The 24,475-nt window shown below is 63.9% G+C and carries 20 protein-coding genes; 6 read left to right on the plus strand and 14 right to left on the minus strand.

The features are described from left to right. Positions 1-14: 14 nt before the first annotated feature. The 4 genes from IWW33_RS25135 to IWW33_RS25150 all read left to right on the plus strand — a co-directional run bounded on the left by IWW33_RS25135 (position 15) and on the right by IWW33_RS25150 (position 5,776). Positions 15-185: a hypothetical protein gene (locus IWW33_RS25135; protein ID WP_174141356.1), complete on the plus strand. Its 171-nt coding sequence runs from the start codon at positions 15-17 to the stop codon at positions 183-185. Between the two features lie 228 nt (positions 186-413). Further along, complete coding sequence (locus IWW33_RS25140) at positions 414-2,948, plus strand: HWE histidine kinase domain-containing protein (RefSeq protein WP_115274941.1); 2,535 nt, start codon at positions 414-416, stop codon at positions 2,946-2,948. A 178-nt stretch (positions 2,949-3,126) separates the two neighbouring features. Continuing rightward, positions 3,127-4,500 (plus strand): APC family permease, encoded by a 1,374-nt coding sequence (locus IWW33_RS25145; RefSeq protein WP_119688991.1) that lies wholly within the window; start codon positions 3,127-3,129, stop codon positions 4,498-4,500. Positions 4,501-4,588: 88 nt separating this feature from the next. After that, positions 4,589-5,776 (plus strand): MFS transporter, encoded by a 1,188-nt coding sequence (locus IWW33_RS25150; RefSeq protein ID WP_174141357.1) that lies wholly within the window; start codon positions 4,589-4,591, stop codon positions 5,774-5,776. A gap of 67 nt (positions 5,777-5,843) precedes the next feature. Here the strand turns inward: IWW33_RS25150 and IWW33_RS25155 are convergent, their stop codons facing one another. From IWW33_RS25155 to IWW33_RS25220, 14 genes are all read right to left on the minus strand, one after another. Next, positions 5,844-6,821: a D-glycerate dehydrogenase gene (locus IWW33_RS25155; protein ID WP_174141358.1), complete on the minus strand. Its 978-nt coding sequence runs from the start codon at positions 6,819-6,821 to the stop codon at positions 5,844-5,846. Between the two features lie 9 nt (positions 6,822-6,830). Further along, positions 6,831-8,123 carry an MFS transporter gene (locus IWW33_RS25160; RefSeq protein WP_046786434.1) on the minus strand — a complete coding sequence of 431 codons (1,293 nt, stop codon included), beginning with the start codon at positions 8,121-8,123 and terminating at the stop codon, positions 6,831-6,833. A gap of 61 nt (positions 8,124-8,184) precedes the next feature. Next, a complete protein-coding gene (locus IWW33_RS25165) occupies positions 8,185-9,135 on the minus strand; it encodes a sugar kinase (RefSeq protein WP_046786342.1) in 951 nt (316 codons plus the stop codon). Continuing rightward, entirely contained in the window at positions 9,128-9,907 is a 780-nt protein-coding gene (locus IWW33_RS25170) for an AP endonuclease (RefSeq protein WP_174141359.1), read from the minus strand. Before IWW33_RS25170 ends, IWW33_RS25165 begins: the two co-directional genes overlap by 8 nt. A gap of 72 nt (positions 9,908-9,979) precedes the next feature. Next, positions 9,980-11,002, minus strand: coding sequence for a LacI family DNA-binding transcriptional regulator (locus tag IWW33_RS25175; RefSeq protein ID WP_125923099.1), 1,023 nt, complete (start codon positions 11,000-11,002; stop codon positions 9,980-9,982). A 947-nt stretch (positions 11,003-11,949) separates the two neighbouring features. Beyond that, entirely contained in the window at positions 11,950-13,197 is a 1,248-nt protein-coding gene (locus tag IWW33_RS25180) for a cytochrome c (RefSeq protein WP_174141360.1), read from the minus strand. Between the two features lie 11 nt (positions 13,198-13,208). Beyond that, complete coding sequence (locus IWW33_RS25185; protein ID WP_161871609.1) at positions 13,209-14,993, minus strand: GMC family oxidoreductase; 1,785 nt, start codon at positions 14,991-14,993, stop codon at positions 13,209-13,211. 3 nt (positions 14,994-14,996) lie between these two features. Beyond that, positions 14,997-15,734 (minus strand): gluconate 2-dehydrogenase subunit 3 family protein, encoded by a 738-nt coding sequence (locus IWW33_RS25190; protein ID WP_119688979.1) that lies wholly within the window; start codon positions 15,732-15,734, stop codon positions 14,997-14,999. A gap of 228 nt (positions 15,735-15,962) precedes the next feature. After that, a complete protein-coding gene (locus tag IWW33_RS25195) occupies positions 15,963-17,246 on the minus strand; it encodes an OprD family porin (RefSeq protein WP_174141361.1) in 1,284 nt (427 codons plus the stop codon). A 52-nt stretch (positions 17,247-17,298) separates the two neighbouring features. Beyond that, the gene (locus IWW33_RS25200) at positions 17,299-18,615 is read right to left on the minus strand and encodes an MFS transporter (protein ID WP_046786349.1); all 1,317 of its coding nucleotides are present in this window, start codon (positions 18,613-18,615) and stop codon (positions 17,299-17,301) included. A gap of 65 nt (positions 18,616-18,680) precedes the next feature. Beyond that, on the minus strand, positions 18,681-19,205 hold the full coding sequence (locus IWW33_RS25205; RefSeq protein ID WP_046786350.1) for a gamma carbonic anhydrase family protein: 525 nt from the start codon (positions 19,203-19,205) through the stop codon (positions 18,681-18,683). Positions 19,206-19,207: 2 nt separating this feature from the next. Then, positions 19,208-20,401, minus strand: coding sequence for a CoA transferase (locus IWW33_RS25210; RefSeq protein ID WP_115274954.1), 1,194 nt, complete (start codon positions 20,399-20,401; stop codon positions 19,208-19,210). A gap of 11 nt (positions 20,402-20,412) precedes the next feature. Beyond that, entirely contained in the window at positions 20,413-21,321 is a 909-nt protein-coding gene (locus IWW33_RS25215; protein WP_161871605.1) for a hydroxymethylglutaryl-CoA lyase, read from the minus strand. Between the two features lie 101 nt (positions 21,322-21,422). Then, complete coding sequence (locus IWW33_RS25220) at positions 21,423-22,334, minus strand: LysR family transcriptional regulator (protein ID WP_115274956.1); 912 nt, start codon at positions 22,332-22,334, stop codon at positions 21,423-21,425. A 196-nt stretch (positions 22,335-22,530) separates the two neighbouring features. On the opposite strand from IWW33_RS25220, the gene IWW33_RS25225 reads away from it, so the two are divergent. Together IWW33_RS25225 and IWW33_RS25230 are read left to right on the plus strand one after the other, a co-directional pair. Then, positions 22,531-23,382, plus strand: coding sequence for a LysR family transcriptional regulator (locus IWW33_RS25225; protein ID WP_174141362.1), 852 nt, complete (start codon positions 22,531-22,533; stop codon positions 23,380-23,382). A gap of 96 nt (positions 23,383-23,478) precedes the next feature. After that, entirely contained in the window at positions 23,479-24,474 is a 996-nt protein-coding gene (locus tag IWW33_RS25230; RefSeq protein ID WP_039601454.1) for an aldo/keto reductase, read from the plus strand. Position 24,475: the final 1 nt, after the last annotated feature.

Below are 24,475 nucleotides of genomic sequence, written 5' to 3' on the forward strand. Positions count from 1 at the left end.
CCAAGGAGGTGGCCATGGCGCTGTTCTGTAGGCTGAGTTTGTTGACCCTGCTCGCTGGCATGTTGCTGGGTGACATCGTGATCGCCACGGTAGGCCTGGTCGGCGTATGTGGAGCTGCCGTATACCTCGACATCCGCCAGGATGCACACAATGATGCGCCCAACGAACCGCACTTTCTGGCATAAGTAGGCCCGCCCCGGCGTCCTGGCTCAAGCCTGAGCATCCACGCCAATGCACCGGTGCCCACTGATGGCAATTTGGGCAAAAGCTCGCGAAACCTCTACGACGCCAAGGTGACTAAGCCATAGGCGCAGGCTAGACTCGCCCATGAATACGACTGTAAACACTGCGTTTGCTTGAACATGCTCGGCGGTCACACAGGCAGCCGGCCTATGCACTGCCGGCGGGAACCCATGACCTTGCAACCTCACGTCAACTTGACCAATTGTGATCGCGAACCGATCCAGATACCGGGGAGCATTCAGCCACACGGCTGCCTGCTCGCTTGCGACGCCTCAGCCAGCCTGGTCCTGCGCCACTCCGCAAATACGCCCCACATGCTCGGCGTGGCAGGCGGCGTCAATGGTCAACGACTGGAGGCGATCATCGGTATTGAGGCAGCCCACACGGTTCGCAACTCCCTGGCACGTGTGAAGGAAGCTTCCAGGCCAGCGCTGTCGTTCGGCGTGCCGCTGGCTTCAGGCCAGGCGTTCGATGTGTCTGCCCACCTGTTCAAGGGCACTGTCATCCTCGAGTTCGAGCCCGCCAGCCAGAGCATCGCCGAACCGATCGAACTGGTGCGCACGGTCATCGCCCAGTTGCGCGAGATCGACCGCTCCGACAGGCTTGTGGCCGATACCGCCAAGCGTGTTCGTGCACTGCTGGGTTACGACCGCGTGATGATCTATCAGCTCGGCGCCGACGGCGCGGGCAAGGTTGTAGCCGAAGCCCGGCGTAGTGGGCTTGAAAGCTTTCTGGGGCAATACTTTCCGGCATCGGATATTCCCCAGCAGGCCCGTGCACTGTATTTGCGCAACCCTGTGAGGGTGATTGCCGACGCCAACTTCAAGACCGTGCCGCTCGAGCCGGTGCTGGATTTGTCTGGCGAGCCGCTCGACCTGTCCTACGCGCACCTGCGCAGCGTTTCACCGATTCACTGCGAATACCTGAACAACATGGGCGTGGGCGCATCCATGTCCATTTCAGTGATCGTCGACGGTGCCCTTTGGGGGCTGATCGCCTGCCACCATTACGCACCACGCACGCTGAGCATGGGCCAACGGGTGGCCGCAGAAATGTTCGGCGAGTTCTTTTCCCTGCATATCCAGACACTGCAGGCCAGGCAAACCCTGGAGGCCGCTGCCCACGCCCGGCAGGTGCTGGACAACCTGCTGCACGATGCTCACCGCACAACGGCCATCGATGAACTGCTGCGCGCTCGCCTGAGCGACTTCCAGGCCCTCATACCCTGCGATGGCATTGGCATGTCGTTGCAAGGCCAATGGACCGTAGCCGGGCTGACGCCGCCAAGGCAGGCGGTGCCCGGGCTGCTCAGCTTCGCCGAGGGTGTCGCCGAAGGCCGCACTTGGGCGTCGAACTGCCTGTCGCTGGCGCACCCTGCAGCCCAGGACTATGCCACGGAGGTCTCGGGGGTACTGATCATCCCGATGTCGCAGCACCCACGGGACTACCTCATGCTGTTTCGCAAGGAGGTGATCGAAACCCTGGATTGGGCCGGCGACCCCAACAAGACCTACGAGAACGGCCCCCTGGGTGACCGCCTCACCCCCCGCAAGAGCTTCGCCGTGTGGAAGCAGACAGTCCACCACCACTGCCTGCCCTGGTCCGAGCAAGACCGCCAGTTTGGCGAAGCCATCCGTGCGGCGGTGGTCGAGGTCGCGCTGCATAACAGTGAGCTGCTGGCCGATGAGCGTTCCAGGGCGGATGTTCGCCAGCGGATGCTCAACGAGGAGCTCAACCACCGGGTGAAGAACATTCTTGCGCTCATCGGTGCGCTGGTCGCCCACCCCACCTCGGAAAACCAGACGCTCAGTGGTTATGTGGCGACGCTCAAGGGGCGTATCCAGGCGTTGTCCCTGGCACATGATCAGGTGGTCCGGGGTGACGGTGGCGGCCGTTTTGCCAGCTTGCTGGAGGCCGAGCTGTCGCCGTACCGCACCAGCGCCGATGCACTGGTGCTCAAGGGCCCCGGGCTGCTGCTCGATGCCCGCGCCTATTCGGTGATGGCTCTGGTGCTTCATGAGCTGGCGACCAATGCGGCAAAGTACGGCGCCCTGTCCAGGGCGGGCGGCAAGTTGACCGTCAACTGGGTTGTCGACACGGGCGGGGCCTGCGACATCACATGGCGCGAGAGCGGCGGGCCAACCGTACGGGCACCGACGCGCAGCGGTTTCGGCTCGGTTCTGATCGAACGAAGCATCCCGTTCGACCTCGGTGGCAGCAGCACCCTTGAATACCGGCCAGAGGGCCTGCAAGGGTTCTTCCGGATTCCGGCAAAGCACCTGACGCTGGCCGAAGAGCTCGCCAGCGATACCCCGGCGGTTGCACAGCAGCCACAGGTAGACTGCAGCAGCCTGGTCAATGCGCGTGTGCTCATACTCGAAGACCAGTTGGTGATTGCGGTTGGCCTTGAGCAGATTCTGGCCGATGCGCAGGTGCAGGATGTGCTCACCGCAAGCTCCGAAGCCGAAGCCCTGAAGCTGATTGCCAGCCACACGCCGGATGTCGCAGTACTGGACATCAACCTGGGCACCGGCACCTCCATTGCCGTGGCCGAAGCGCTCACAAGCCTGGGCATCCCCTTCCTGTTCGCCACCGGCTATGGCGACAGCATGAACATCCCCGACCATTTGAAGCATGTGCCGGTGGTGCGCAAGCCCTACGACGCAGCCTCGATCCTGCACAACCTGGAAAGCCTGCTGGCCTAGCGCGTCACCCGCGTGTGGGTACCGTACAGGCTCCCCCCAAAGGGTGATTTCGGGTGCGCCGCGAGTGTGGGAGCATTCCCACGTCCCACCTCAAGCTCTGCCCCTGATCCAACGCCATCAACAGTATCGAGCCTGCTCGCATATTGCGGCGTCCTGCATCCAGAACCAGGAGTCAGCAATGCATACAACAACAAATACAGCCCATCCGCCCCACCCTGCGTCGCACCCCACCGCTTCAGGCCGTTTCAGAAAATCCATGGGCATGACCGCGCTGGTGCTGTTCGGCCTCGCCTACATGGTCCCCCTGGCCGTATTCACCACCTACGGGCTGGTCACCCAGATGACCAAAGGGCACCTGCCCACCGCGTACCTGCTGACCCTCGCCGCCATGTTGCTCACCGCCTACAGTTACGGCCGCATGGTCCAGGCCCACCCCTACTCCGGCTCGGTCTACACCTACACCCGCAAAGCCTTCGGCAGCCACTTCGGTTTCATCGCCGGCTGGACCCTGCTGCTCGACTACATCTTCCTGCCCTTGCTCAGCTACCTGCTGATTGGCATCTACATGTCCGAGTACTTCCCGGCGGTGCCTGCCTGGGTGTGGGTGCTCGGCTCAATCGCCCTGGTCACCTTCCTCAACCTGATCGGCATCGAGTCGATCACACGGGTCAACTGGATACTGGTGGTTGCGCAACTGGTGTTCATCGTCGTCTTCGTCGCGCTGTCGGTGCGCAACCTCAGCGACCAGAGCGCGCCGGTGTCATTGCTGGCACCGTTCCACCATGAGGGCTTCAGTGTTCCGCTGATCATGGCCGGCGCTGCGGTGCTGTGCCTGTCTTTTCTGGGCTTCGACGCCGTGTCGACCATGGCCGAGGAAACCAGCGACCCGACCCGGCGTATCCCGCAGGCCATCATGGCAGTGTCGGTGATCGGTGGCCTGCTGTTTCTGCTGGTGTCGTATTGCGCCCAGATGGTTTTCCCCGATTGGACATCTTTCGCTGACCCGGACTCCGCCTCGGTGGATGTGATGCGCCATGTCGGTGGCGAACTGCTGGTGACCGGCTTTACCGCCACCTACGTGGCCGGCTGCTTCGCCTCGGCCATGGTGTCCCAGGCCAGCGTGTCCCGCGTGCTGTTCGCCATGGGCCGCGACGGCGCATTGCCGCGGGCCTTTGGCCGCCTGGTGACGAAAAAGCGCGTGCCGGCCACGGCGATCATGCTGGTCAGCACCCTGTCGCTGGTCGCCCTGTTCATCACCCTGGACACCGTCGCCAACATGATCAGCTTCGGCGCGCTGTTCGCCTTCTCGGCAGTCAACCTGGCGGTGCTCAAGCATTACCTGGTCGACCAGAAGCTGCGTGGCACACGCAACTGCCTGCTGTATGGCGCGCTGCCGGCGCTGGGCTTTTTGAGCACACTGTGGCTGTGGAGCAGCCTGTCGAGCATGTCGTTCACCATCGGCCTGTGCTGGATGGCCGCAGGCTTCGTCTGCCTGCTGGGGCTGACCCGCGCCTTCCGGGTGAAGCTGCCCGACCTGCAGATGACGGACTGATCCGGCAAGCCGTCATCCTCGACGCTCAGGGCGCGAATTGACTATGATCCCGACTTGAACGTTTCAGCATGTTTCAATAGGGACCCTAATGTCAGTTCAGGAAATACCGCCGGTCGCCCTCTCCAAAGGCGAAATCGGCAAGATGGAAGCCGCCATGGCCTTGGGCAGTTTTGCCATTGGCACCGGCGAATTCGCGATCATGGGGCTGATGCCGGACATCGCCGGCAACCTGCAACTGAGCGAACCGCAGGTAGGCCATGCGATCAGCGCCTACGCACTGGGCGTGGTGGTGGGTGCACCAGCGCTGGCCATTCTCGGCGCCAAGCTGCTGCGCAAGCACATGCTGCTTTTGTTGATGGCGCTGTATGCCGTCGGCAACCTGGCTACCGCCTTCGCCCCGTCGTTCGCAGGCCTGGTGGCCTTCCGCTTTATCAGCGGCTTGCCCCATGGGGCGTACTTCGGCATTGCCGCGGTGGTTGCCTCGAGCATGGTGCCGAGCAACCAGCGCGCCGGTGCCGTGGCCCGGGTCATGATGGGCCTCACGCTGGCCATGTTGCTGGGCAACCCTGTGGCGACCTTGCTGGGGCAGTACTTCGGCTGGCGCTCGGCGTTTTTGCTGGTGGGCCTGATCGCTGTGTGCACCATCGCGCTGGTCTGGCAGTACGTGCCGCAGCGGCGCGATGAAACACGCAGCGACCCACGCAAGGAGCTGCAAGCGTTCACCCTGCCGCAGGTGTGGATGGCGCTGGCCATCGCCTCGATCGGTTTCGCCGGCATGTTCTGTGTGTTCAGCTACCTGGCGCCGACCATGCTGGAGGTGACTCAGGTCGCTCCCCAGTGGATCCCCTTTGGCCTGGCCGCCTTCGGTATTGGCGGCATCATCGGCAACATTGCCGGCGGCAAGCTGTTCGACCGGCTGCAGTTCCGCGCCGTGGGCATCGTGCTGGTGTGGTCGACCGCCGTGCTGTTGTTCTTCACCATCGCTGCCCATTCGCTGTGGACACTGCTGCTGGGCATCGGCCTGGTCGGCACCATGATCGCCCTGGCCGCCCCCTTGCAGATCCGCCTGATGGACATCGCCCACGAAGCGCCGAGCCTGGCAGCGGCTTCCAACCATGCAGCCTTCAACCTGGCCAATGCCCTGGGGCCTTGGTTTGGCGGCATGGCCATCAGTGCCGGGCTGGGCTGGACCAGCACCGGCTATATCGGCGCCGCTGCGGCGCTGGTCGGGTTGGGGATATATGCGGTGGCACGGCGGATGAAGGGCGGCCAGTAGGAGCCTACCGCCTATCGAGCGCCGCACGGGCGGCGCTCGTTTTCACCGACGCTGAAAAAATCAGGCGTTACCCCCCCATAGCCACCTCATTCACCAGGTTCGCCGGCCGCTCGCCCGCCAACGCGCTCAACAGATTCTCTACCGCACAGCGCGCCATGGCCTCACGGGTTTCGTGGGTCGCCGAGCCGATGTGCGGCGTGGCCACCACGTTGTCCAGTTGCAACAGCGGCGAATGGGCCGGCAGTGGTTCCTGTACGAACACATCCAGCCCGGCGCCGCGGATGCGCTTGGCCTGCAACGCCGCAAGCAGTGCCTGTTCATCCACCACACGCCCGCGGGCAATGTTCACCAGGATCGCCTCGGGCTTCATCAGCGAAAGCTCCCGTGCGCCGATCAGGCCTTCGGTGCTGGCGCTCAAGGGCACCGTCAAACAGACAAAATCCGCCTCGCTCAGCAGCTCGTCCAGGGTGCGATACCGGGCACCATAGCGGGCGTCCACCTCTGGCTTGGCTCGCGAACTGTGGTACAGCACGCGCATGCCGAACCCGGCCGCACCACGGCGGGCCAAGGCCTCACCAATGCGCCCCATGCCGACGATGCCCAAGGTCTTGCCATGCACATCACTGCCAAAATGCGCCGGCCCAAGGTTGGCCTGCCAGTGGCCGTCACGTACCCAGCCGGCCAGCTCCACCACCCGCCGGGCAGTGGCCAGGATCAAGGCAAAGCCGGTGTCGGCGGTGGTCTCGGTCAATACATCAGGGGTGTTGGTCAGCATCACGCCACGGCGGGTCAGCTCGGCAATGTCGTAGTTGTCGACGCCAACCGACACACTGGCCACCACTTCAAGCTGTGGCGCCAGGTCCAGCAGGCTGCTGTCCAGCCGCAAACTGGCGCCCAGCAGGCCATGGGCACCGGGCAAGGCATCGCGCAGCCGGGCCAGGCCATCACTGCCGGAGGTATCCACCCAGGTCACCTCGACCTGCTGTTGCAGGCGCGCCAGCAGGGCCTCGGGCAGGCGCTTGTAAAGGACGATTCGCTTTTTCATAGCCGTTTCCTATTGGCTCATTGCCAGGCGCTGGCTGCGGGGCTTGGCCTGGCCGGAGGTTTGTGATGTTTTCAGCGCAGCCGTGAGCGCCACTGCCGTCAGCAGCGCACCGCACATGAACAGGTAAGAAGCGCCAGGGCCACCGGTGGCGCCATTGAGATAGCCGACCAGCCACGAGCCACCGAACGAACCCAGCGCGCCCATGCTGTTGATCAGGGCCATGGCCCCACCGGCCACGTTGCTGGGCAGGATCTCCGGCACGATGGCGAAGAACGGGCCATAGGGGGCGTACATGCAAGCCCCGGCAAGCACCAGCAGCGCATAGGACGCCCAGAAATGCTCGGTGCCCAAGGCGTAGGAGCCATAGAAGGCCAACGCGGCGATCAGCAAGGGTGGCCAGACGAAACGCTTGCGCTTCTGCAGTTTGTCAGAGGCCCACGACACCCCGACCATGGCCACGACCGCCGCCAGGTAGGGCACCGAGGCCAGCCAACCGGCCTCGACGATGTCGACGTTCGCCGCCTGCTTGAGGATCGAGGGCAGCCACAGCACGAAGCCGTACACCCCGATGCTCCAGCAGAAGTACTGCAGTGACAGCACGATGACCTGCGGCGAGCGAAACGCCTCACGGTAGTTCTTCACCGGTTTGATACCTTGCTGCTCAGCGGCCAGGGCCTGTTCGAGCGCCGCTTTTTCCTGCTCGCTCAGCCAGCCCACCTGGGCTGGCCGGTCGTCCACCAGGCGCCACCAGATGAACGCCCAGAGCACTGCAGGCAGGCCCTCGATGATGAACATCCAGCGCCAGTCGAAATGCTTGATCAGGTACCCCGAGACCACCGACATCCACAGGATGGTCACCGGGTTGCCCAGCATCAGGAAGGTATTGGCGCGCGAGCGTTCGGCGCGGGTGAACCAGTGGCACAGGTACACCAGCATCGCCGGCATCACCGCCGCCTCGACCACCCCGAGCAGGAAGCGGATGCCGATCAGCAGGTAGACATTGCTGACCATGCCGGTCAGGGTCGCCAGGCTGCCCCAGAGGATCAGGCTGACGAAAATCAGCTTTTTGACGCTGCGTTTTTGCGCGTAGATGGCACCAGGCACCTGGAAGAAGAAGTACCCGAGGAAAAACAGCGCCCCCAGCAGGGACGACAGCGCCGGGGTGATCTTCAGGTCATCGGCCATGCCCGAGGCGGCGGCGAAGCCGTAGTTGGCGCGGTCGAGGTAGGCCAGGCTGTAAGTGACGAAGACGATCGGGATGATGTACCACCAACGGCGTGGGGCGAGGCTTGTCGATTGCATGATGCGGCTCCTGAGCTTGTTGTTTTTGTAGCAACCGGCCGGCGTACCGGCGATCAAAGTTTCAGGCACTCTTGGGTAATGCGTACGCTTCCAGCTCCCGGCGCAGTGGCAAGCCTTCCATGTCGCCGCGCGATTGCACGGCGCGGCTGCCGCACCAGTTGCCGCGAGCCACCGCCTCGGCGAGCGGGCGGCCTTCGAGCAGGCCGCTGACCACGCCAACGGCAAAGGCGTCGCCGGCACCGACGGTGTCCACCACCTTGGCCACCGGCACAGGGGCGACCTGCCCTTGGCACTGGGCATTGCGGTAGTAGGCACCCTCACCGCCCAACTTGATGACTACGTGCTCGACACCACGGTCGAGGTAGAACGCGGCGATGTCCGCCGGGGTTTGCAGGCCGGTCAACAACCGCCCTTCCTCGAGCCCTGGCAGCAGCCAGTGCGCCTTTATCGCCAGCGCGTTGACTTCACGGACCATGCTGGCGCGGTCAGGCCACAGCGACGGGCGCAGGTTGGGGTCGAAGGAAATGCTGCGCCCCTCGCTGCGCATGCGCTCGACCAGCTCATGGGCCAGCGCCCTGCAGCCGGCCGACAGCGCCAGCGGAATACCGGTGGCGTGCAGGTGGCGGGCCTGCAGCAACGCCGGGCTGAACTGCGCCAGCGATAGGTGGCTGGCCGCGGAGTTGCGGCGAAAATACTCCACCACAGGGTCGCTGCCATCGTCGCAACGGCCCTTGAGCTGGAAGCCTGTCGGGTGGTGGTCATCGACCTCCACGTGGCTGCAGTCCAGGCCCTCCTGCTGCAGGGTGTCGAGCACGAAGCGGCCCAGCGAGTCGTTGCCCACCCGGCTCAGCCAGCGCACCCGGAAACCCAACCGGGCCAGGCCGATGGCCACATTGCTGTCGGCGCCGGCAATGCGCTTGGTAAACGCCCCCACAGCCGCCAGGTCACCGGCCTGCTCGGCAACGAACATGGCCATGGTTTCGCCAAAACACAGCACGTCATGCTCAGGCATGGCTCACCTCCTCGCTCATGCCGATGCGGGCCAGGTTGTTGACCTGGGCGCGGGTCAAAGCCAGTAAGTCAGCGCCGGCCAGCGGGTACTCCACGGCGCGCATCAGCCCGGGGGTGAACTCGGCGAACATTGCCTCCCAGGCCATCAGGTCCCGGGCCTGCGGCACAACGGCCACCAGGCGCCCGCTGGCCTCGCGCTGCACTGCCTTGCAATGCACGTAACGCACCCAGCGGCCGAGCAACCGCGCTGCCTGCGCGGCGGATTCGCCCTGCCATTGCCAGTTACCGATATCGAAGGTCATGCCCAGCGCCAGCCCCTGGGCCTCGCAGCGCTCAAAGAACTGCAGCAGCGGCGCGATGCGCCCGCCCTGCGTGGTCTGGTCGTTCTCCACCAGCAACAGTGGGTCACCAGGGCGCAGTTGCGCTTGCAAGGCCGCCAGGTCGCATGCGCAAGCGTAATGCCCCAACGACACCTTCAGCGCCACGGCGCCGAGTGCGCGGGCCAGCGCCAGCTTGGCAGGCAAGCGCGCGTCCAGCTGCCCTTCAGGGCTCCACAGCTCCAGTGGCGAGGAATACAGGCACTGCAACTGCAGCGCGTTGATTGCCGCCGACAGCGCGGCGGCGTCCGGGGCCTCGTCGAACAACTCTTCGCGCAGTTCGACACATATCACGCCGGCAGCGGCCAGCAGTTCAAGGAAGCTCTCCTGCCCACGCTCCCGGACCAAGCTGGCACCGTAGCTGGAGAGGCTGATGGAAACGGGGTTCTCGTGCATTGTTCTTGTCCTTATGAAACCGGTTTCATTTTTTGGCTGCAGCAATGGCCGGCGTCGTTGCCAGCCGTTTCTTCATTCGCGTAGTTGAGTGGAACCTCGGACGATCAACTCTGCCTTGAAGTCCAGGCGCCGTGGCGCCCCGCTCTCGCCGCGCAGGCGGTCGTGCAGGCAGTCGAAGGCGGCCACACCGATGCGTTCGGTGGGTTGGGCGAGCGCGGTAATGCCGCTACCGACCAGCGGGTACCAGTCCAGTTCGTCCAGCGCAATCAGGCCGACGTCCTGGAACAGGTTGCAACCCGCGTCGTGCAATACACGGGTCACCGTCAGGGTGGCCACGCCGTTGAAGGTGAAAATAGCCTGGGGCCCGTGCCCATTACTGCCAAGGAAAGCATCAAGCCGGGCGTGCAGGTTGCTGTCGATCTCCACCAGTTGCTGACGCATGCCGGCGCGACGGCTGATCGAGGCGGTGAACGCCTGCGTGCGTTCGAGCCGGGAGCTGGTGCCGTCCAGTGGTTCGGTGACCGCCAGGATGTCGCGGTAGCCACGCGCCTGCAGGTGGTCCAGGGCCTGCTCGATGGCCTGGGCGTTATCCAGCCCTACCAGGTCCACGTTCAGCTCCGGCAGTTGCCGGTCTACCAGGACCATGGGCATGTCGCGCTGCAGGTTGAGCAGTTCGCCGGGGTGATGGCCGAGGGTATTCACGATCAGACCCTCGACGTTGTAAGACTGCAGGGCCGCCAGGTGATGGCGCTCCTGCTCGTCGTCGCGGTTGGTGTTGCACACCACCAGGCTGTAGCCGTGCTGACGGCACGCGGTTTCAACGCCGTGCATCACCGCGACTGAATAGGGGTTGAGGATGTCTGCTACCAGCATGCCGATCAGCCGCGTCTGGCCACGCTTGAGGCCGCGGGCCATCTGGTTGGGCCGGTAGCCCAGGCGCTCGATGACCTCTTCAAGGCGCTTGGCGGTAGCTTCGGCCAGCAACTGGCGATCGCCGCCAATGTAGCGCGACACGGTGGCCTTGGAGACGCCGGCAACGCGTGCGACCTCACTGATGGTCACGCGTTCGCGGGAATGGGCTGGCAAGTCGGTCATTTCGGTCCCTTGTGATTATTGTCGGTGACGGTGACTGAAACCGGTTTCAATACATCAAAACCGCGCGGTTTCGTCACCTACCGTTCGTCGGGATTCTACCTTTCCTGGCGCACTGCCGGTGCCCCACCTGTAGGAGCCGGCTTGCCGGCGATCACCGGCAAAGCCGGTGCCCTACACCGCAGCGCCTGCATCGCCGGCAAGCCGGCTCCCACAAAAGGGACTGCGCCGGCCTGATCGAATGGCATCCAAGCGGTTTCACCACCTTCCGTGGCACTGACATACTCAATGTCTACAGCCGACGCCAACCCTGTAGGAGCCGGCTTGCCGGCGATCACCGGCAAAGCCGGTGCCCTACACCGCAGCGCCTGCATCGCCGGCAAGCCGGCCCACAAAAGGGACTGCACCGGCCTGATCGAGTGGCATCCAAACGGTTTAACCACCTTCCGTGGCACTGACATACTCAATGTCTACAGCCGGCGCCAACCCTGTAGGAGCCGGCTTGCCGGCGATCACCGGCAAAGCCGGTGCCCTACACCGCAGCGCCTGCATCGCCGGCAAGCCGGCTCCCACAAAAGGTACTGCGCCGGCCTGATCGAGTGGCATCCAAGCGGTTTCACCACCTTCCCTGGCACTGACATACTCAATGTCTACAGCCGGCGCCAACCCTGTAGGAGCCGGCTTGCCGGCGATCACCGGCAAAGCCGGTGCCCTACACCGCAGCGCCTGCATCGCCGGCAAGCCGGCCCACAAAAGGTACTGCACCGGCCTGATCGAGTGGCATCCAAGCGGTTTAACCACCTTCCGTGGCACTGACATACTCAATTTCTACAGCCGACGCCAACCCTGTAGGAGCCGGCTTGCCGGCGATCACCGGCAAAGCCGGTGCCATGCACCGCAGCGCCTGCATCGCCGGCAAGCCCCACAACGTATGGCGCCAGGCGCCAGCGTTATCGGATGGCTTTCACATCACTGGCCGAAACAGCACTACCTTGGTTACCCCAACTGGTCCGGATGAAATTCACAACCTCAGCCACTTCCTGGTCGCTCAAGCGCCAGCCGAACGCTGGCATGGTGAGGTTCGACGGCGCGGTATGCGTCGCCGGCACCGTGCCGCCATCCAGCACCACATGGATCAACGAGGTGGCATCGGCCGTCTGCACCACCGGGTTGCCGGCAAGCGCCGGGAACACCCGGGTATACCCCTGGCCGTCGGTACGGTGGCAGGCAGCGCAGTTGTCGATGTACACCGCCGCACCCGGCTTGCTGTCATCGCCATTCCACAAAGCCTCTGCCACTTGCTTGTCGTACACATGCGGCTGGTCGTGTGGGTCGCTTGCCGGCAGCGTCTTGAGGTAGCGGGCAATGGCCGTCAGGTCGGCATCGCTCAAGTGCTGCATGCTGTGTTCGACCACATCGCTCATGCCGCCGAACACGGCACTGCGGTCACTGCGGCCGGTTTTCAGGAACTGCACCAGCTGTTCCTCGCTCCAGCTGCCCAGGCCGTCCTTGTGGTCACCGCGCAGGTTCTTGGCGATCCAGCCTTCCAGTGGCGCACTGCCGGCCAGGAACTGCTTGCCATCCGCGGGGCTCAGTGCCTCTTCCTGCATGGTCAGGGCACGCGGGGTATGGCACGCGCCACAATGGCCCAAACCCTCCACCAGGTAGGCGCCGCGGCTGACCACAGGGTCTGCACCGGCCGCCGCTTGCCAGGCTTTCACCTCTGGTGCGAACACGCCACGCCAGATCGCCAGCGGCCAACGCATGCTCAGGGGCCAAGGGATGTCGGTGGCCTTGTTAGGCTGCGCCACCGGTTGCACGCCTTGCATGAAGTAGGCGTACAAGGCGCGCATGTCCTCGTCCTTGACCCGCGCATAGGACGGGTACGGCATGGCCGGGTACAGCGTGCTGCCGTCCTTGGCCACACCTTTGCGCACGGCCAGGTCGAAGTCTTCGAAACTGTACTGGCCGATGCCGGTGGCATCCGGGGTAATGTTGGTGGAGTACACGGTGCCGATGGGGGTTTCCATCGGCAGCCCACCGGCAAAGGGCTTGCCGCCCTTGGCGGTATGGCAGGCCACGCAGTCACCGGCACGGGCCAGGTACTCGCCCTTCTTCACCAGCGCATCGGTAGCTTCATCAGCCTGGGCAGCCAGGCCCGTGCCCAGCAGCAGGGTCGCGATCAACAGTTTTTTCATGCCATCGCTCCTCAAGCCTGAACCAGCGGGCCGGGGTTTTTCAGGTACTGCTCCCGGATGGCCCGCGCCGACCAGTAGGTCAGCGCAGCCACCAGGCCGGTGGGGTTGTAACCCAGGCCCTGGGGGAACGCCGATGCGCCCGGGACGAACACGTTGTGCACGTCCCAGCTTTGCAGGTAGCGGTTCAAGGCACTGGTTTTGGGGTCGGTGCCCATGATCGCGCCGCCGTTGAGGTGGGTGGTCTGGTAGCTGGCGGTGTTGAAGTGCTCCTGGACCTTCTTGCCGAGCACGGCGATGGCCTTGGGGTTCATCGCCTGGGCGATCTTGCTCAGCTTGTCGACCATGAACTGGTTCATCTTGATGTCGTTTTCCTGCCAGTCGAAGGTCATGCGCAGCAGCGGCTGGCCGTAGGCATCCCGGTAGGTCGGGTCGAGGTCCAGGTAGTTGCCGCGGTACGACTGGTGCGCGCCGTGGGCGTCCATCGACAGCTGGTGGGTGTAGTAATCGGCCGTGGCCTTCTTCCAGGCACTGCCCCAGGCGGGCGTGCCGGGCGGGTTGGCAATACCGGCAATCGGCCGGCTGCCAGCCTGGTTGACCCACATCGGCGAGCCGCCGACGAAACCGTGCGGCCCATGGTCGAAGTTGTCGGCGTTGAAGTCGTCGATCGCCACCCCGTTGCCGCCGGCGCCGATGAAGTTGTTGGTGTAGGTGTCCTTGTCGAAGAACGCTTTCACCGTGCCCATGTTCTGGTAGGCGAAGTTGCGCCCCACAACCCCTTCGTTCTTGATCGGGTCATAGGGTTTGCCGATGCCCGACAGCAGCATCAGGCGCACGTTGTTGAACTGGAACGCGGCAAGGATGACGATGTCTGCCGGCTGCTCCACTTCCCGCCCCTGGGCATCGATGTAGGTCACCCCGGTAGCCTTGCGCTTGCTGTCGTCCAGGTTCACCCGCAGCACATGGGCATTGGCCCGCAGCTCGAAATGGGGTACCTGGCGCAGCGCCGGCAGGATGTTCACGTTGGGCGACGCCTTGGAGTACATGTAGCACACGTAGCCGCTGCAGAAGCCACAGAAGTTGCACGGCCCCATCTGCGCCCCATAGGGGTTGGTGTAGGGCCCCGATGTGTTGGCCGAAGGCAGGTTGTAGGGCTTGTAGCCCAGGCTGGCGGTTGCCTTCTGGAACAGCTGCGCCGACACCACGTTCTTCTGCGACACCAGCGGGAAGGGGTTGGAGCGGTCCGGTGCATAAGGGTTGCCACCCTTCCCTTCGCCGACCACCTTGCCGTTCACGGTCCAGGCCTGGCCCGAGGTGCCGAAGACCTTCTCGGCGAAGTCGAAGCAGGGTTCTAGCTCCTCGTAGCTCACGCCAAAGTCCTGGATCGTCATGTGTTCAGGGATGAAGCGTTTGCCGTAGCGCTCTTCGTAGTGGCTGCGCATGCGCAGCTCCATCGGGTCTACACGAAAATGCACGCCGGACCAGTGCAGGCCTGCGCCGCCCACGCCCTTGCCGGGCAGGAAGGCACCGAGCTGGCGGTTGGGCAGCGCGACATCGTTGACGCTGTGGCGGATGGTGACGGTTTCTTTGGAGACATCCACGAACAGCTTCTTGCGCACGCTGTAGGTCAGCTCATCGATGACCTGCGGGTAGCTGCCCTCGGGGTAGGTGTCCTGCATCGGCCCGCGCTCCAGCGCGACCACCTGCAACCCGGCCTCGGTGAGTTCCTTGGCCATGATGGCGCCCGCCCAGCCGAAACCGACGATCACCGCATCGACCTTCTTCATTGCATTGGCCATGCCTTACGCCCTCTCGCCACGAATCGATACTGCCGGGAACGGGTAAGGCTCGTTGCGCTCGACCCAGTCCATGAAGTCTGCACGGGCGCCGGGGAAGCCGATTTGCGTCCAGCCGACCATACCCTTGTTGCCACCGTGAATCGGGTCGCAGAAGAACCCCTCGCGGGTGTTCTGCACCAGCAGGCTGAAAAACACCTTGGCAGGCAGCTGTTCGAAAACGATCTCACCGGCTTCGATCTTGCCGAGAACCTTGTCTCGGGTAGCGCTATCTTGCTCGGCAAAGGTTTTACCGCTGGCGTTTTTGCACCATGCATCCGCAGCGGCGATGCCCAGGCGGTAGATCTGCTGGGGGCTCAGTTGCAGCTGGTAGCCAAGCTCTGGCGCGGCGTCGGCCTTGAACGGGCCCTGCATGTACCACTGGGCACCTGTGGCATAGGGGGTGTTCATCTGGCGATCGATAAACTCGGCGGCGCCTGCTTCGAATGCGCCGGGGCCCAGCTCGTCAGCGGGGATGATGCGCGACACCGCCGCCTGTACAAAGGCCCATTCTTCGGCGGTGAAGAAAGTCGGCTGGTAATGGCCAGCGGGCGGTGTAGCAGGCACCTTGGGTTCGGGGGCCGGCTGGGCCAGCAGCTGGCCGGCACCCAGGCCGGTGCTGGTAGCCACGGTGACCACGGGAATAAGGGTCAACGTTTTGCGCAGGAAGTCCCGGCGCGGGTTGTCGGGGGCATGCTCAGGCATTGCAAGTCCTCATCAGCATTGGGGCGGCCTTGGGTTGCGCCGTCTGGGTTTGGATCAGGGAGAGGCCCTGAGAAAGCCGCGTAATCTAGCTGGTTCGGAAACATTTTGAAACCGGTTTCATAGAGGGCGTTAGGCCCTCCCGACGCCGTTAACTTGATGACATGCGCCCAGAACGGCCCCTTCCAACACACCCGATATCAACCTAAGAGCACATTTGTACTCCAACGCTCAAAACTCGACCGTGTACCCCACGATCACCCGATTTTCATCCGCCGCATCGGCAAAATTGGAGCGCATGGTCGCATTGCGCCAACGCAGCGACAGGTTCCTGAACACCCCCGACTGCACGACATAGCTGATGTCGGTGGTCCGCTCCCACTCCTCACCTTCGCCACCTCGCGCGGCCAGCGCCCGGCCTTTGCTGCTGGCAATCCGCTGTGGGTCGACCTGGTCACCCTTGACGTAGCGCACATTGAACGTCAGCCCCGGGATGCCCAATGCTGCAAAGTTGTAGTCGTAACGCAGCATCCATGCACGCTCGTTGGCCAGGGCAAACGTGCTCACCTGCTGCTCGCTGAACAGGTAGGTATCGGTCCCGCCAACGTACGCATAGGCGGTATTTCCACTGGCCTTCTGGTAACCACCGCTGAAGGTATGCCCGTGCAGGCCATAGCCGATGTTGGTGCTCAAGGTCCGGTTATCCACCTCGCCCAGCAACGCCCTGCCCTGGTCGTGCGCGTTGAACCAGCGCCATTCGGTGAATGCCTCCCCCGGCCCAAGGCCGGCCCTGTACTTGAACGCCGCAAAGTCCCGCTGGAACAGGTCTTCAAGCTGACTGGTGTGCACGCTGAGGGTCAGGCTCTTCGCCGGCTGATAATCGACACCCGCGTAGTACAGGCGGTCGCTGGTCACCGTTGCCGAATAGGCGCCCTGTTGCGCCATGGCGGTCAGGCTTTCAAAGTCGGTGGAGTCGCGCAGCTTGGTGGCATCGACCTGCAGCAAGGTAAAGGTGAAACGGTCCAAGTCCTTGCTGACCAACTGCGTACCCTTGAACCACTGCGGGAACAACCGGCTGTAGTTCGACACCAGCAATGGCAACTGGGGGCTCAAACCACCCAGCTGCAGTTGGCTCTGCGAAAGCTTCGCCTTGACGGTGGCAACTGCCTTGCCATAGCCATCCACCGCGCGCCTGTCGCTGCCGCGGGGCAACAGCCCGCTGCCGCTGCGGTCCGGGGACGAATCGAGCTTGACGCCAAGCATCCCTGCCGCGTCCAGGCCAAAACCGACGACACCTTCGGTGTAGCCCGATTGCCACTTGAGCAAAGAGCCCTGGGCCCACTCACCGCGCCTGGACTGGCTGGCAGCAGCACCGTGAAAGTCACGATCAAAGTAAAAATTGCGCAGCTCCAGGCTGCCTTTGCCGTCAGCGACAAAGGCAGCCTGGGCCGATTGCCACGCACAGCACAACACCGCGAGCATCAGTGATGCCCGCCGTGAGACGGAAGTGTTCATGGGTTATGCCTTGTTATTGTTCTTGTTGTTCAGCGTCAAGGGCGTGCCAGGTTCAGACCTTGGGGTTTCTGACATAGCGCATCACCACCAGGCAGGCGAGCAGGATGAGCGGTGCAATCGAGAGCATGCCCATGTACGTGCTGCCTGTGATGTCGTTGATCTGCCCCACCATCACCGGTGCCACGATGCCGCTGAGCTGGCCCACGGAGTTGATTGCTGCGGTGCCGGTTGCAATCGCCAACCCGGAGAAGGTCGACTGCGGGATGGTCCAGAAGATCGGAATGGCAATGAACGTACCCGCTGTCGCCATTACCAGCGCTGCCATCATCGCCCACGACGAGCCCGAGAACAGGCACGCGAGCAAGTAACCGACGGCTGCGGCCAGCAGGCAGTACACCAGGTAGCGCTTGCGCTCGCCGGTGCGGTCCGAGCGCCGGGTGAGCAGCACCATGCCGACGCACGCCACCGCATAAGGCAGCGCAGACAACACACCGACCCACAGCATGTCCTGTACCCCTGATGACTTGATCAGGTGCGGCATCCAGAAATTCAGGCCATAGGACGCGCTTTTGATCACGTAGTAGATGAACGCCATGATCGCCACTTCTCGGGTCAGCAGCACCCGCCACAGCGAACCCAGCACCGGTTTGTCCGCGCGTTTGTCCTGGGCAAGGTTTTCCTGCAACAGGGCTTTCTCTTCAAGGGTCAGCCACTTGGCCGACGCAATGTCGCGATCGAGCTTGCACAGCACCAGCACGCCCAGCACCACGCACGGCAGGCCCGACATCAGAAACAGCCAGTGCCAGCCGGCAAGGCCCAGCACACCGTCCATGGTCCCTAGCAAAAAGCCCGCCGCAGGGCCGCCAACCGCGCCAGCCAAGGGCACGGCCAGAAACCACAGGCCGTTCATCTTCGCCAGGTGCTTGCGGGGGAACCAGCACGCCAGATAGAACAGGATGGCCGGCCCGAAACCGGCCTCCATCACACCGATCAGAAAACGCAGGAAGTACAGGGTGTAATGGGTATAGGCAAATACCAGAGCCGCAGTGGCCAGCCCCCAGGACACCATGATCCGGCAGATCCACGCCGGCGCGCCGTAGCGTTTCAGGCCCAGGCTGCTCGGCACCTCGAACAGCACGTAGCCAATGAAGAACATGCTCGCGGCCAGCCCGTAGGCCGCGTCGCTCAGGCCAAGCTCGGCCTGCATCTGGGTCTTGGCGAAGCTGATGTTGATGCGGTCGAAATAGGAGAACAGGAAACAGATGATGGCCAATGGCATGATGCGCCAGGCCACCCGCCGGTACAGCAGCAGTTCATTGATGTGACGCTCATTGCGCTCACGCGCCAGAACACCGGTCAAGGCAACCATGGTGGATCTCCGTTCTTGTAATTATTGGAGAGCGGCGGCGCCCTTCAGGGCGCCACTGAAGGGGGTTAGCCGATACGCACGAGCTTTTCCTTGCAGGCTTGGCCTTTGCGCACGTAGTCGGCGGCATTGGCGTGCATGTGCGCGATGGCCTCAGGCGATAGCTCACGCACCACTTTGGCAGGTGCACCGAGGATCAGTGAATTGTCGGGGAAGACCTTGCCTTCGGTGACGATGGCACCCGCCCCCACCAGGCAATTGCGGCCGATGACCGCGCCGTTGAGTACCACCGCCTGTATACCGATCAGTGCACCATCGCCAATCGTGCAGCCATGCAGCATCGCCTGGTGGCCGATGGTCACGCCACTGCCCACGGTCAGGGCGAAACCAGGGTCGGCATGCAGCACCGCGCCCTCCTGCACATTGCTGTGCTGGCCAATGTGGATCGGTTCATTGTCGCCGCGCAGCACCGCTTGCGGCCACACACTAACGCCTTGCGCCAGCGTGACATCGCCGATCACCGTAGCTTGCTCGGCAACGAAGGTTTCCGGGTGCAGGTTCGGGACAAGCGTGTCGTATCGGTAGATGGCCATTTTCAGCGCTCCTGCTCGTCAGTCTTGAGCACGCCTGCGGCGCACAGCTCGGCAATGTGCGCATCGCTGTAACCAAGCTCGCGCATGACTTTCTGGGTGTGCTCGCCGATACGCGGGATCGGCCGGCGCGGTTGCAGGCGCTGGCCATCGAGCGCCAGCGGCAGCAGTGGCATCGGCGTGCTGCTGCCGTCCTCCAGGGTGAGGTCAGCCATGCCCCCGCTTTGCATCAGGTGCGGGTCATCGAACAGCTCCTCCGGGCGACGGATCGGCGCGAAGGGGATGCCATTGGCCTCAAGCTCGACCGCCAGTTGCTGCGCATCAAGTGTGGCGAATACCTCGGCCAGGTGCGCCAGCAAACGCGGGCGCTGCAACACCCGGTCGTTGTTGCTGGCCAGGGTGGGGTCGTCGCGCAATGCCGCCTGGCCAAGCACGCTGCACAGCGCCTGCCACTGCCCCTCCCCTGTGGCGGCGACAAACATCTGCTCGCCCCCGGCAAAGGTGAACACATCATAAATGGCCCAGGCACTGATGCGGTTGGGCATTGGCGCTGCCGCCTCCCCCGTGACCACAAACTGCTGCATGTGCTGTGCGGCCAGCAGCACGCAGTTCTCGTACAGTGCGCTCTGCACCTCGCGGCCAACGCCGGTGCTGTTGCGCTCGTTGAGCGCGGCCAGCACACCAATGGCCCCGAACATGCCGCCCATGATGTCGTTCACCGAACTGCCCGCACGCAGCGGCCGCCCCACCGGCCCGGTCATGTAGGCCAGGCCCGCCATCATCTGCACCACTTCATCCAGTGCCAGCCGATTGTCGTAAGGGCCGTTGAGAAAGCCCTTGTGCGAGGCGTAAATCAACCGCCGGTTGCGCTCGCGTAGCGCTGCGTAGTCAAAGCCGAGCGTATGCATGCGCCCTGGCTTGAAGTTCTCGATGAACACATCGGCCGTGTCGATCAGCGCGAGCACGGCATCCCGGCCCTGGGGCGTTTGCACATCCACGGCGATGCATTGCTTGTTGCGGTTGAAGGTGCGGAAAAAGCCGGCGCCTGCGCCGAGCAAGCGCCGTGTGCCATCGCCACGGGTGGGCTCGATCTTGATCACTTCAGCGCCAAGATCACCGAGGATCATGCCGCAGGTGGGGCCCATGACCATGTGCGAAATCTCAACGACACGAATGCCGTCCAAGGGGAGTCTGGACATGCGGGTAGCCCTTAGTAGTTGAGCGGCAGGCCGGCGCGGGCGAGCGCGCCGTACAGGGGTTCATCGGGCAAGGCATCACGCAGCACCTGGCGTGAGTCGATCAATGCCTGCAGGTCGATGCCGGTGTCGTAACCCATGCTTTGCAGCATGAACACCAGGTCTTCGGTCACGGTATTGCCGGAGGCACCTGGCGCGAACGGGCAACCGCCAAGCCCGGCCAGCGAGGCGTCCAGCTCGCGGATACCTTGCTGCACGGCGACCAGGCTGTTGGCCAGCGCCAGGCCACGGGTGTCGTGGAAGTGCGCGGCGCGCAGGCGCTCCCCGGCAATGGCCCGCACCGCCGGGATCACCATGGCTACCTGCCCGGGGTTGGCGTAGCCGGTGGTGTCGGCCAGCGACACCAGGTCGCAACCCGCCTCGATCACCTGGCGTGTCAATGCGCACAGGTCACCCAGCGGCACATCACCCTGACGGGTGCAGCCGAAGGCCACTGACATGCCGGCGATCATCTGCACGTCATGCCGGCCCATCTCGCTGCGCAGCTGGCACATGCGCCCCAGCTCCTCAACCATTTCCTGCGGCGTGCGGCGTACGTTGGCCATGCTGTGGGCGTTGCTTACCGACACCGGGGCGACGACGCGTTGCGCACCAGACTCCAGTGCATCCTGGGCACCGCGCAGGTTAGGGGCCAGTACCGTAACCAGCAGGCCTGGGTAGGTCAGTGCGTGGGCGACCACCTGTTTGGCGTCGGCCATCTGCGGCAACAGCCTGGCCGGCACGAACGAGGCAACTTCCATGTGGCGCACGCCAGCGGCATACGCGCTGTCGATCCAGCGCAGCTTGGCGGCAGTCGGCATGACCGTCTGCAGGCTCTGCAGGCCATCACGCAGGCCGACTTCATTGATTGTTATTGTTGTCATCAGGGGGCTCTCTGTCTGAAGCGTGTGGCCAGACTAAGAGCCGCATGGCGGGCAGAAAAGACGTCTTTCACGGGCTGATCCATCGTCAGCCGCGATGGATATCAGGGCATAACCTGCCAGGCCGGCGCGCGCAGCAGCAAGTGGTCCAGCAGGCGCCGCGCCGACAGCGACAGCGCGTGCCGGTCACGCATGCAGATGACGAACTCACCCAACGCCCAGTCATCGGTCAGCGGGATCACCCGCAAGTCGAACAGTGGCGCATAACGCGCCACCGCCTCCTGCGGGAACACCGCCAGGCCCAGGCCGAACTGCAGCAGCCGGTAGGCCGCATCGAACGACGACACGTACGAGCGAAAACGCAGTTCCTTGCCAACTGCCTCGGCGCTCTTGCACATGAAACTGTTCAACGTGGCGAACGCCGACAGCCCGAGGTGCTCGTAGCCAAGCGTTTCGGCAAAGGTAATGCTGGTGCGCGCTGCCAGCGGGTGGCTGGCACCGACCACCACCGCCAGGTGGTCTTGCCGATAAGGCACGAACTCAAGGCCGCCGACTGCGGTGGGCTTCCTGCAGATACCCAGGTCGGCATTGCCCTCCGCCACGCCACGGACCACATCGGGGCTGAAGCGCTCTTCGATATCGGCCTGGATCAACGGGTTTTCCAGCATGAAGGCCGACAGTTCCTCGGGCAGAAACTCCATGATCGACGAGACATTGGCCAGCACCCGCACATGCCCCCGCGCGCCCTCGGCGTATTCGCTCAGCTCACTGTCGAGGCGCTCCATGGCCCGGGTCAGGCCGCGGGCATGGCGCAACAGGGCAAGCCCTGCCGGGGTGGGTTCAACCCCGCGCTTGCTGCGCTTGAACAGCGTGGTGCCAAAGCGCGCTTCGATGTCCGAGATACGTTTGCTGACAGCCGAAGGCGCCATGAACGCCCGCTCACCAGCGCGGGCGATGGTGCCCTCCTCGCAGACCACGATGAACAGGTGCAAGGACAGGTGGTCGAGGGGCTGCATGGCGGTATCCGGGTAAGGAGAGGCAGCCATCCTAGCATCAGTTATTTGTGTTGCCCCATCGCCGGCAAGCCGGCCCTGGCAGCGATGGCGGTGCTTTTGAAATTGACGCGAAACGTGTGTGCCGGCGTTGGGGCCGGTTCAGGTCGTGGGAATCGCCAGGAGGCTTTATCATGGCCCTCCACCACAGAGGCCCGCCATGTTCGATTGGGAAGACCTGCGCCATTTCTGCGCCTTCATCAGCACCGGCTCCCTGTCGGCCGCAGCCAAGCAGCTGGGCGTCGACCACGCCACCGTGGCCCGGCGCATCGCCGCATTGGAAGCTGCGCTCAACCTCAAGCTGGTCGACCGCCGCCCCAGGGCTTACGTGCTGACCGAGCAAGGCCGCCGGGTGGGCGATTACGCCGAGCAGATGACCCAGGCCTCCTTCGCCCTGGAACACTTCGCCAGCGCAGGCCAGCAGCAGGTTGAAGGCCAGGTGGTACTGGCCGCCCCGCCCGCCTTGCTCGGCAGCCTCATTGCGCGGCGCCTGGCCACGCTGTGCAACCGCTACCCGCAGCTGCACCTGAAACTGGTCGGCAGCAAGTCGCGCGCCTCGCTGGCGCGCCGCGAGGCCGATATCAGCGTGGCCCTGGCCAGGCCCAGCGAGCCCACCCTGGTGGCCAGCCTGCTGGGTTACCTGGATTACCGCCTGTACGCCGCCCCCGGCTACCTGCGCAGCACCAGCACACTGCGCTATATCGGCTACGACCAGTCCCAGGCCAAGTCGGCGCAGCAACAGTGGCTGCTCGCCCAGACCCACCACCAGCCCTTTGTAGTGCAAAGCAACGATTTGCGCATCCAGGCCCAGGCCGCTGCCGGCGGCATCGGCATTGCCTGCCTGCCGGCATTCATGGCCCAGGAGCATGGCCTGCAGGCCATCGGGGAGGAAACACAGACCATGAGCATCGAACTATGGCTGGCCGTGCATGAAGACGTGCGCAACACACCGCGCATCAAGGCTGTAACCGATTTTTTGCAGCAACAGGTCAAGCCACTGCTGCGCTTGTGAATTTCTGCAGAGCTCGCCTGCACCGATATGGGATTTCCGCACGCCCACAGCCCCGCTAAGCTTCCCCCATCGCAAACGACCACCGAGGAGAAGCAGATGCAGTACGTCAAGTTGGGCAACACCGGCCTGGATGTTTCGAAACTGTGCCTGGGCTGCATGACCTTCGGCGAGCCGGGCGCCGGCACCCACCCCTGGACCCTCGGCGAAGCCGACAGCCGCCCGATCATCCGCCACGCCGTGGAGCAAGGCATCAACTTCTTCGACACCGCCAACAGCTACTCGGCCGGCACCTCGGAGCTGATCCTGGGCAAGCTGCTGAAGGCGTTCACCCGCCGCGAAGAAACCGTGATCGCCACCAAGGTGTTCTTCCCGGCCAACATGTGGGAAGGCAGCACCCGGCCCAACGAACAGGGCCTGTCACGCAAGGCGATCATGGCCAACATCGACGCCAGCCTCACCCGCCTTGGGACCGACTATGTCGACCTGTACCAGATCCACCGCTGGGACTACCACACCCCGATCGAGGAGACCATGGAGGCGCTGCACGATGTGGTCAAAGCCGGCAAGGCGCGCTACATCGGCGCATCCTCGATGTATGCCTGGCAGTTCGCCAAAGCCCAGCAGGTGGCGGCCAGCAACGGCTGGAGCCGCTTCGTGTCGATGCAGAACTACCTCAACCTGATCTACCGCGAGGAAGAGCGCGAAATGATCCCGCTGTGCCTGGACCAGGGCGTGGGCCTGATGCCCTGGAGCCCGATGGCCCGCGGCCGGCTGACCCGCCCGCATGGCCAGCAGACTGAACGTACCCGCACCGACATTTCCGGCCGGTCGTTCTATGAAAAAACCGAAGTGGAAGACGGCCGGGTGATCGATGTGGTCGAACAGATAGCCCGCGAGCGTGGCGTGCCCATGGCGCAGGTGGCGCTGGCCTGGGTACTGGGCAAGCGAGGGGTTTCGGCGCCGATCGTGGGCGCGTCGAAGGTGGCGCAGCTCGATGATGCGATTGGCGCGTTGCAGTTCGAGCTCAGCGCCGAAGAAGTGGAGCGCCTGCAAGCGCCCTACGTGCCGCATGCCGTGACGGGCTTCAAGTAGG

The sequence above is a fragment of the Pseudomonas sp. M2 genome, assembly GCF_015751845.1.
GTDB classification, from domain to species: Bacteria; Pseudomonadota; Gammaproteobacteria; order Pseudomonadales; family Pseudomonadaceae; genus Aquipseudomonas; species Aquipseudomonas putida_E.

What these genes read in the sequence shown, in the direction of transcription:
- IWW33_RS25135 (WP_174141356.1), top strand. Translation starts at nt 15, where the DNA reads ATGGCGCTGTTCTGTAGGCTGAGTTTGTTGACCCTGCTCGCTGGCATG.
- IWW33_RS25140 (WP_115274941.1), top strand. Translation starts at nt 414, where the DNA reads ATGACCTTGCAACCTCACGTCAACTTGACCAATTGTGATCGCGAACCG.
- IWW33_RS25145 (WP_119688991.1), top strand. Translation starts at nt 3,127, where the DNA reads ATGCATACAACAACAAATACAGCCCATCCGCCCCACCCTGCGTCGCAC.
- IWW33_RS25150 (WP_174141357.1), top strand. Translation starts at nt 4,589, where the DNA reads ATGTCAGTTCAGGAAATACCGCCGGTCGCCCTCTCCAAAGGCGAAATC.
- IWW33_RS25155 (WP_174141358.1), bottom strand. Translation starts at nt 6,821, where the DNA reads ATGAAAAAGCGAATCGTCCTTTACAAGCGCCTGCCCGAGGCCCTGCTG.
- IWW33_RS25160 (WP_046786434.1), bottom strand. Translation starts at nt 8,123, where the DNA reads ATGCAATCGACAAGCCTCGCCCCACGCCGTTGGTGGTACATCATCCCG.
- IWW33_RS25165 (WP_046786342.1), bottom strand. Translation starts at nt 9,135, where the DNA reads ATGCCTGAGCATGACGTGCTGTGTTTTGGCGAAACCATGGCCATGTTC.
- IWW33_RS25170 (WP_174141359.1), bottom strand. Translation starts at nt 9,907, where the DNA reads ATGCACGAGAACCCCGTTTCCATCAGCCTCTCCAGCTACGGTGCCAGC.
- IWW33_RS25175 (WP_125923099.1), bottom strand. Translation starts at nt 11,002, where the DNA reads ATGACCGACTTGCCAGCCCATTCCCGCGAACGCGTGACCATCAGTGAG.
- IWW33_RS25180 (WP_174141360.1), bottom strand. Translation starts at nt 13,197, where the DNA reads ATGAAAAAACTGTTGATCGCGACCCTGCTGCTGGGCACGGGCCTGGCT.
- IWW33_RS25185 (WP_161871609.1), bottom strand. Translation starts at nt 14,993, where the DNA reads ATGGCCAATGCAATGAAGAAGGTCGATGCGGTGATCGTCGGTTTCGGC.
- IWW33_RS25190 (WP_119688979.1), bottom strand. Translation starts at nt 15,734, where the DNA reads ATGCCTGAGCATGCCCCCGACAACCCGCGCCGGGACTTCCTGCGCAAA.
- IWW33_RS25195 (WP_174141361.1), bottom strand. Translation starts at nt 17,246, where the DNA reads ATGAACACTTCCGTCTCACGGCGGGCATCACTGATGCTCGCGGTGTTG.
- IWW33_RS25200 (WP_046786349.1), bottom strand. Translation starts at nt 18,615, where the DNA reads ATGGTTGCCTTGACCGGTGTTCTGGCGCGTGAGCGCAATGAGCGTCAC.
- IWW33_RS25205 (WP_046786350.1), bottom strand. Translation starts at nt 19,205, where the DNA reads ATGGCCATCTACCGATACGACACGCTTGTCCCGAACCTGCACCCGGAA.
- IWW33_RS25210 (WP_115274954.1), bottom strand. Translation starts at nt 20,401, where the DNA reads ATGTCCAGACTCCCCTTGGACGGCATTCGTGTCGTTGAGATTTCGCAC.
- IWW33_RS25215 (WP_161871605.1), bottom strand. Translation starts at nt 21,321, where the DNA reads ATGACAACAATAACAATCAATGAAGTCGGCCTGCGTGATGGCCTGCAG.
- IWW33_RS25220 (WP_115274956.1), bottom strand. Translation starts at nt 22,334, where the DNA reads ATGCAGCCCCTCGACCACCTGTCCTTGCACCTGTTCATCGTGGTCTGC.
- IWW33_RS25225 (WP_174141362.1), top strand. Translation starts at nt 22,531, where the DNA reads ATGTTCGATTGGGAAGACCTGCGCCATTTCTGCGCCTTCATCAGCACC.
- IWW33_RS25230 (WP_039601454.1), top strand. Translation starts at nt 23,479, where the DNA reads ATGCAGTACGTCAAGTTGGGCAACACCGGCCTGGATGTTTCGAAACTG.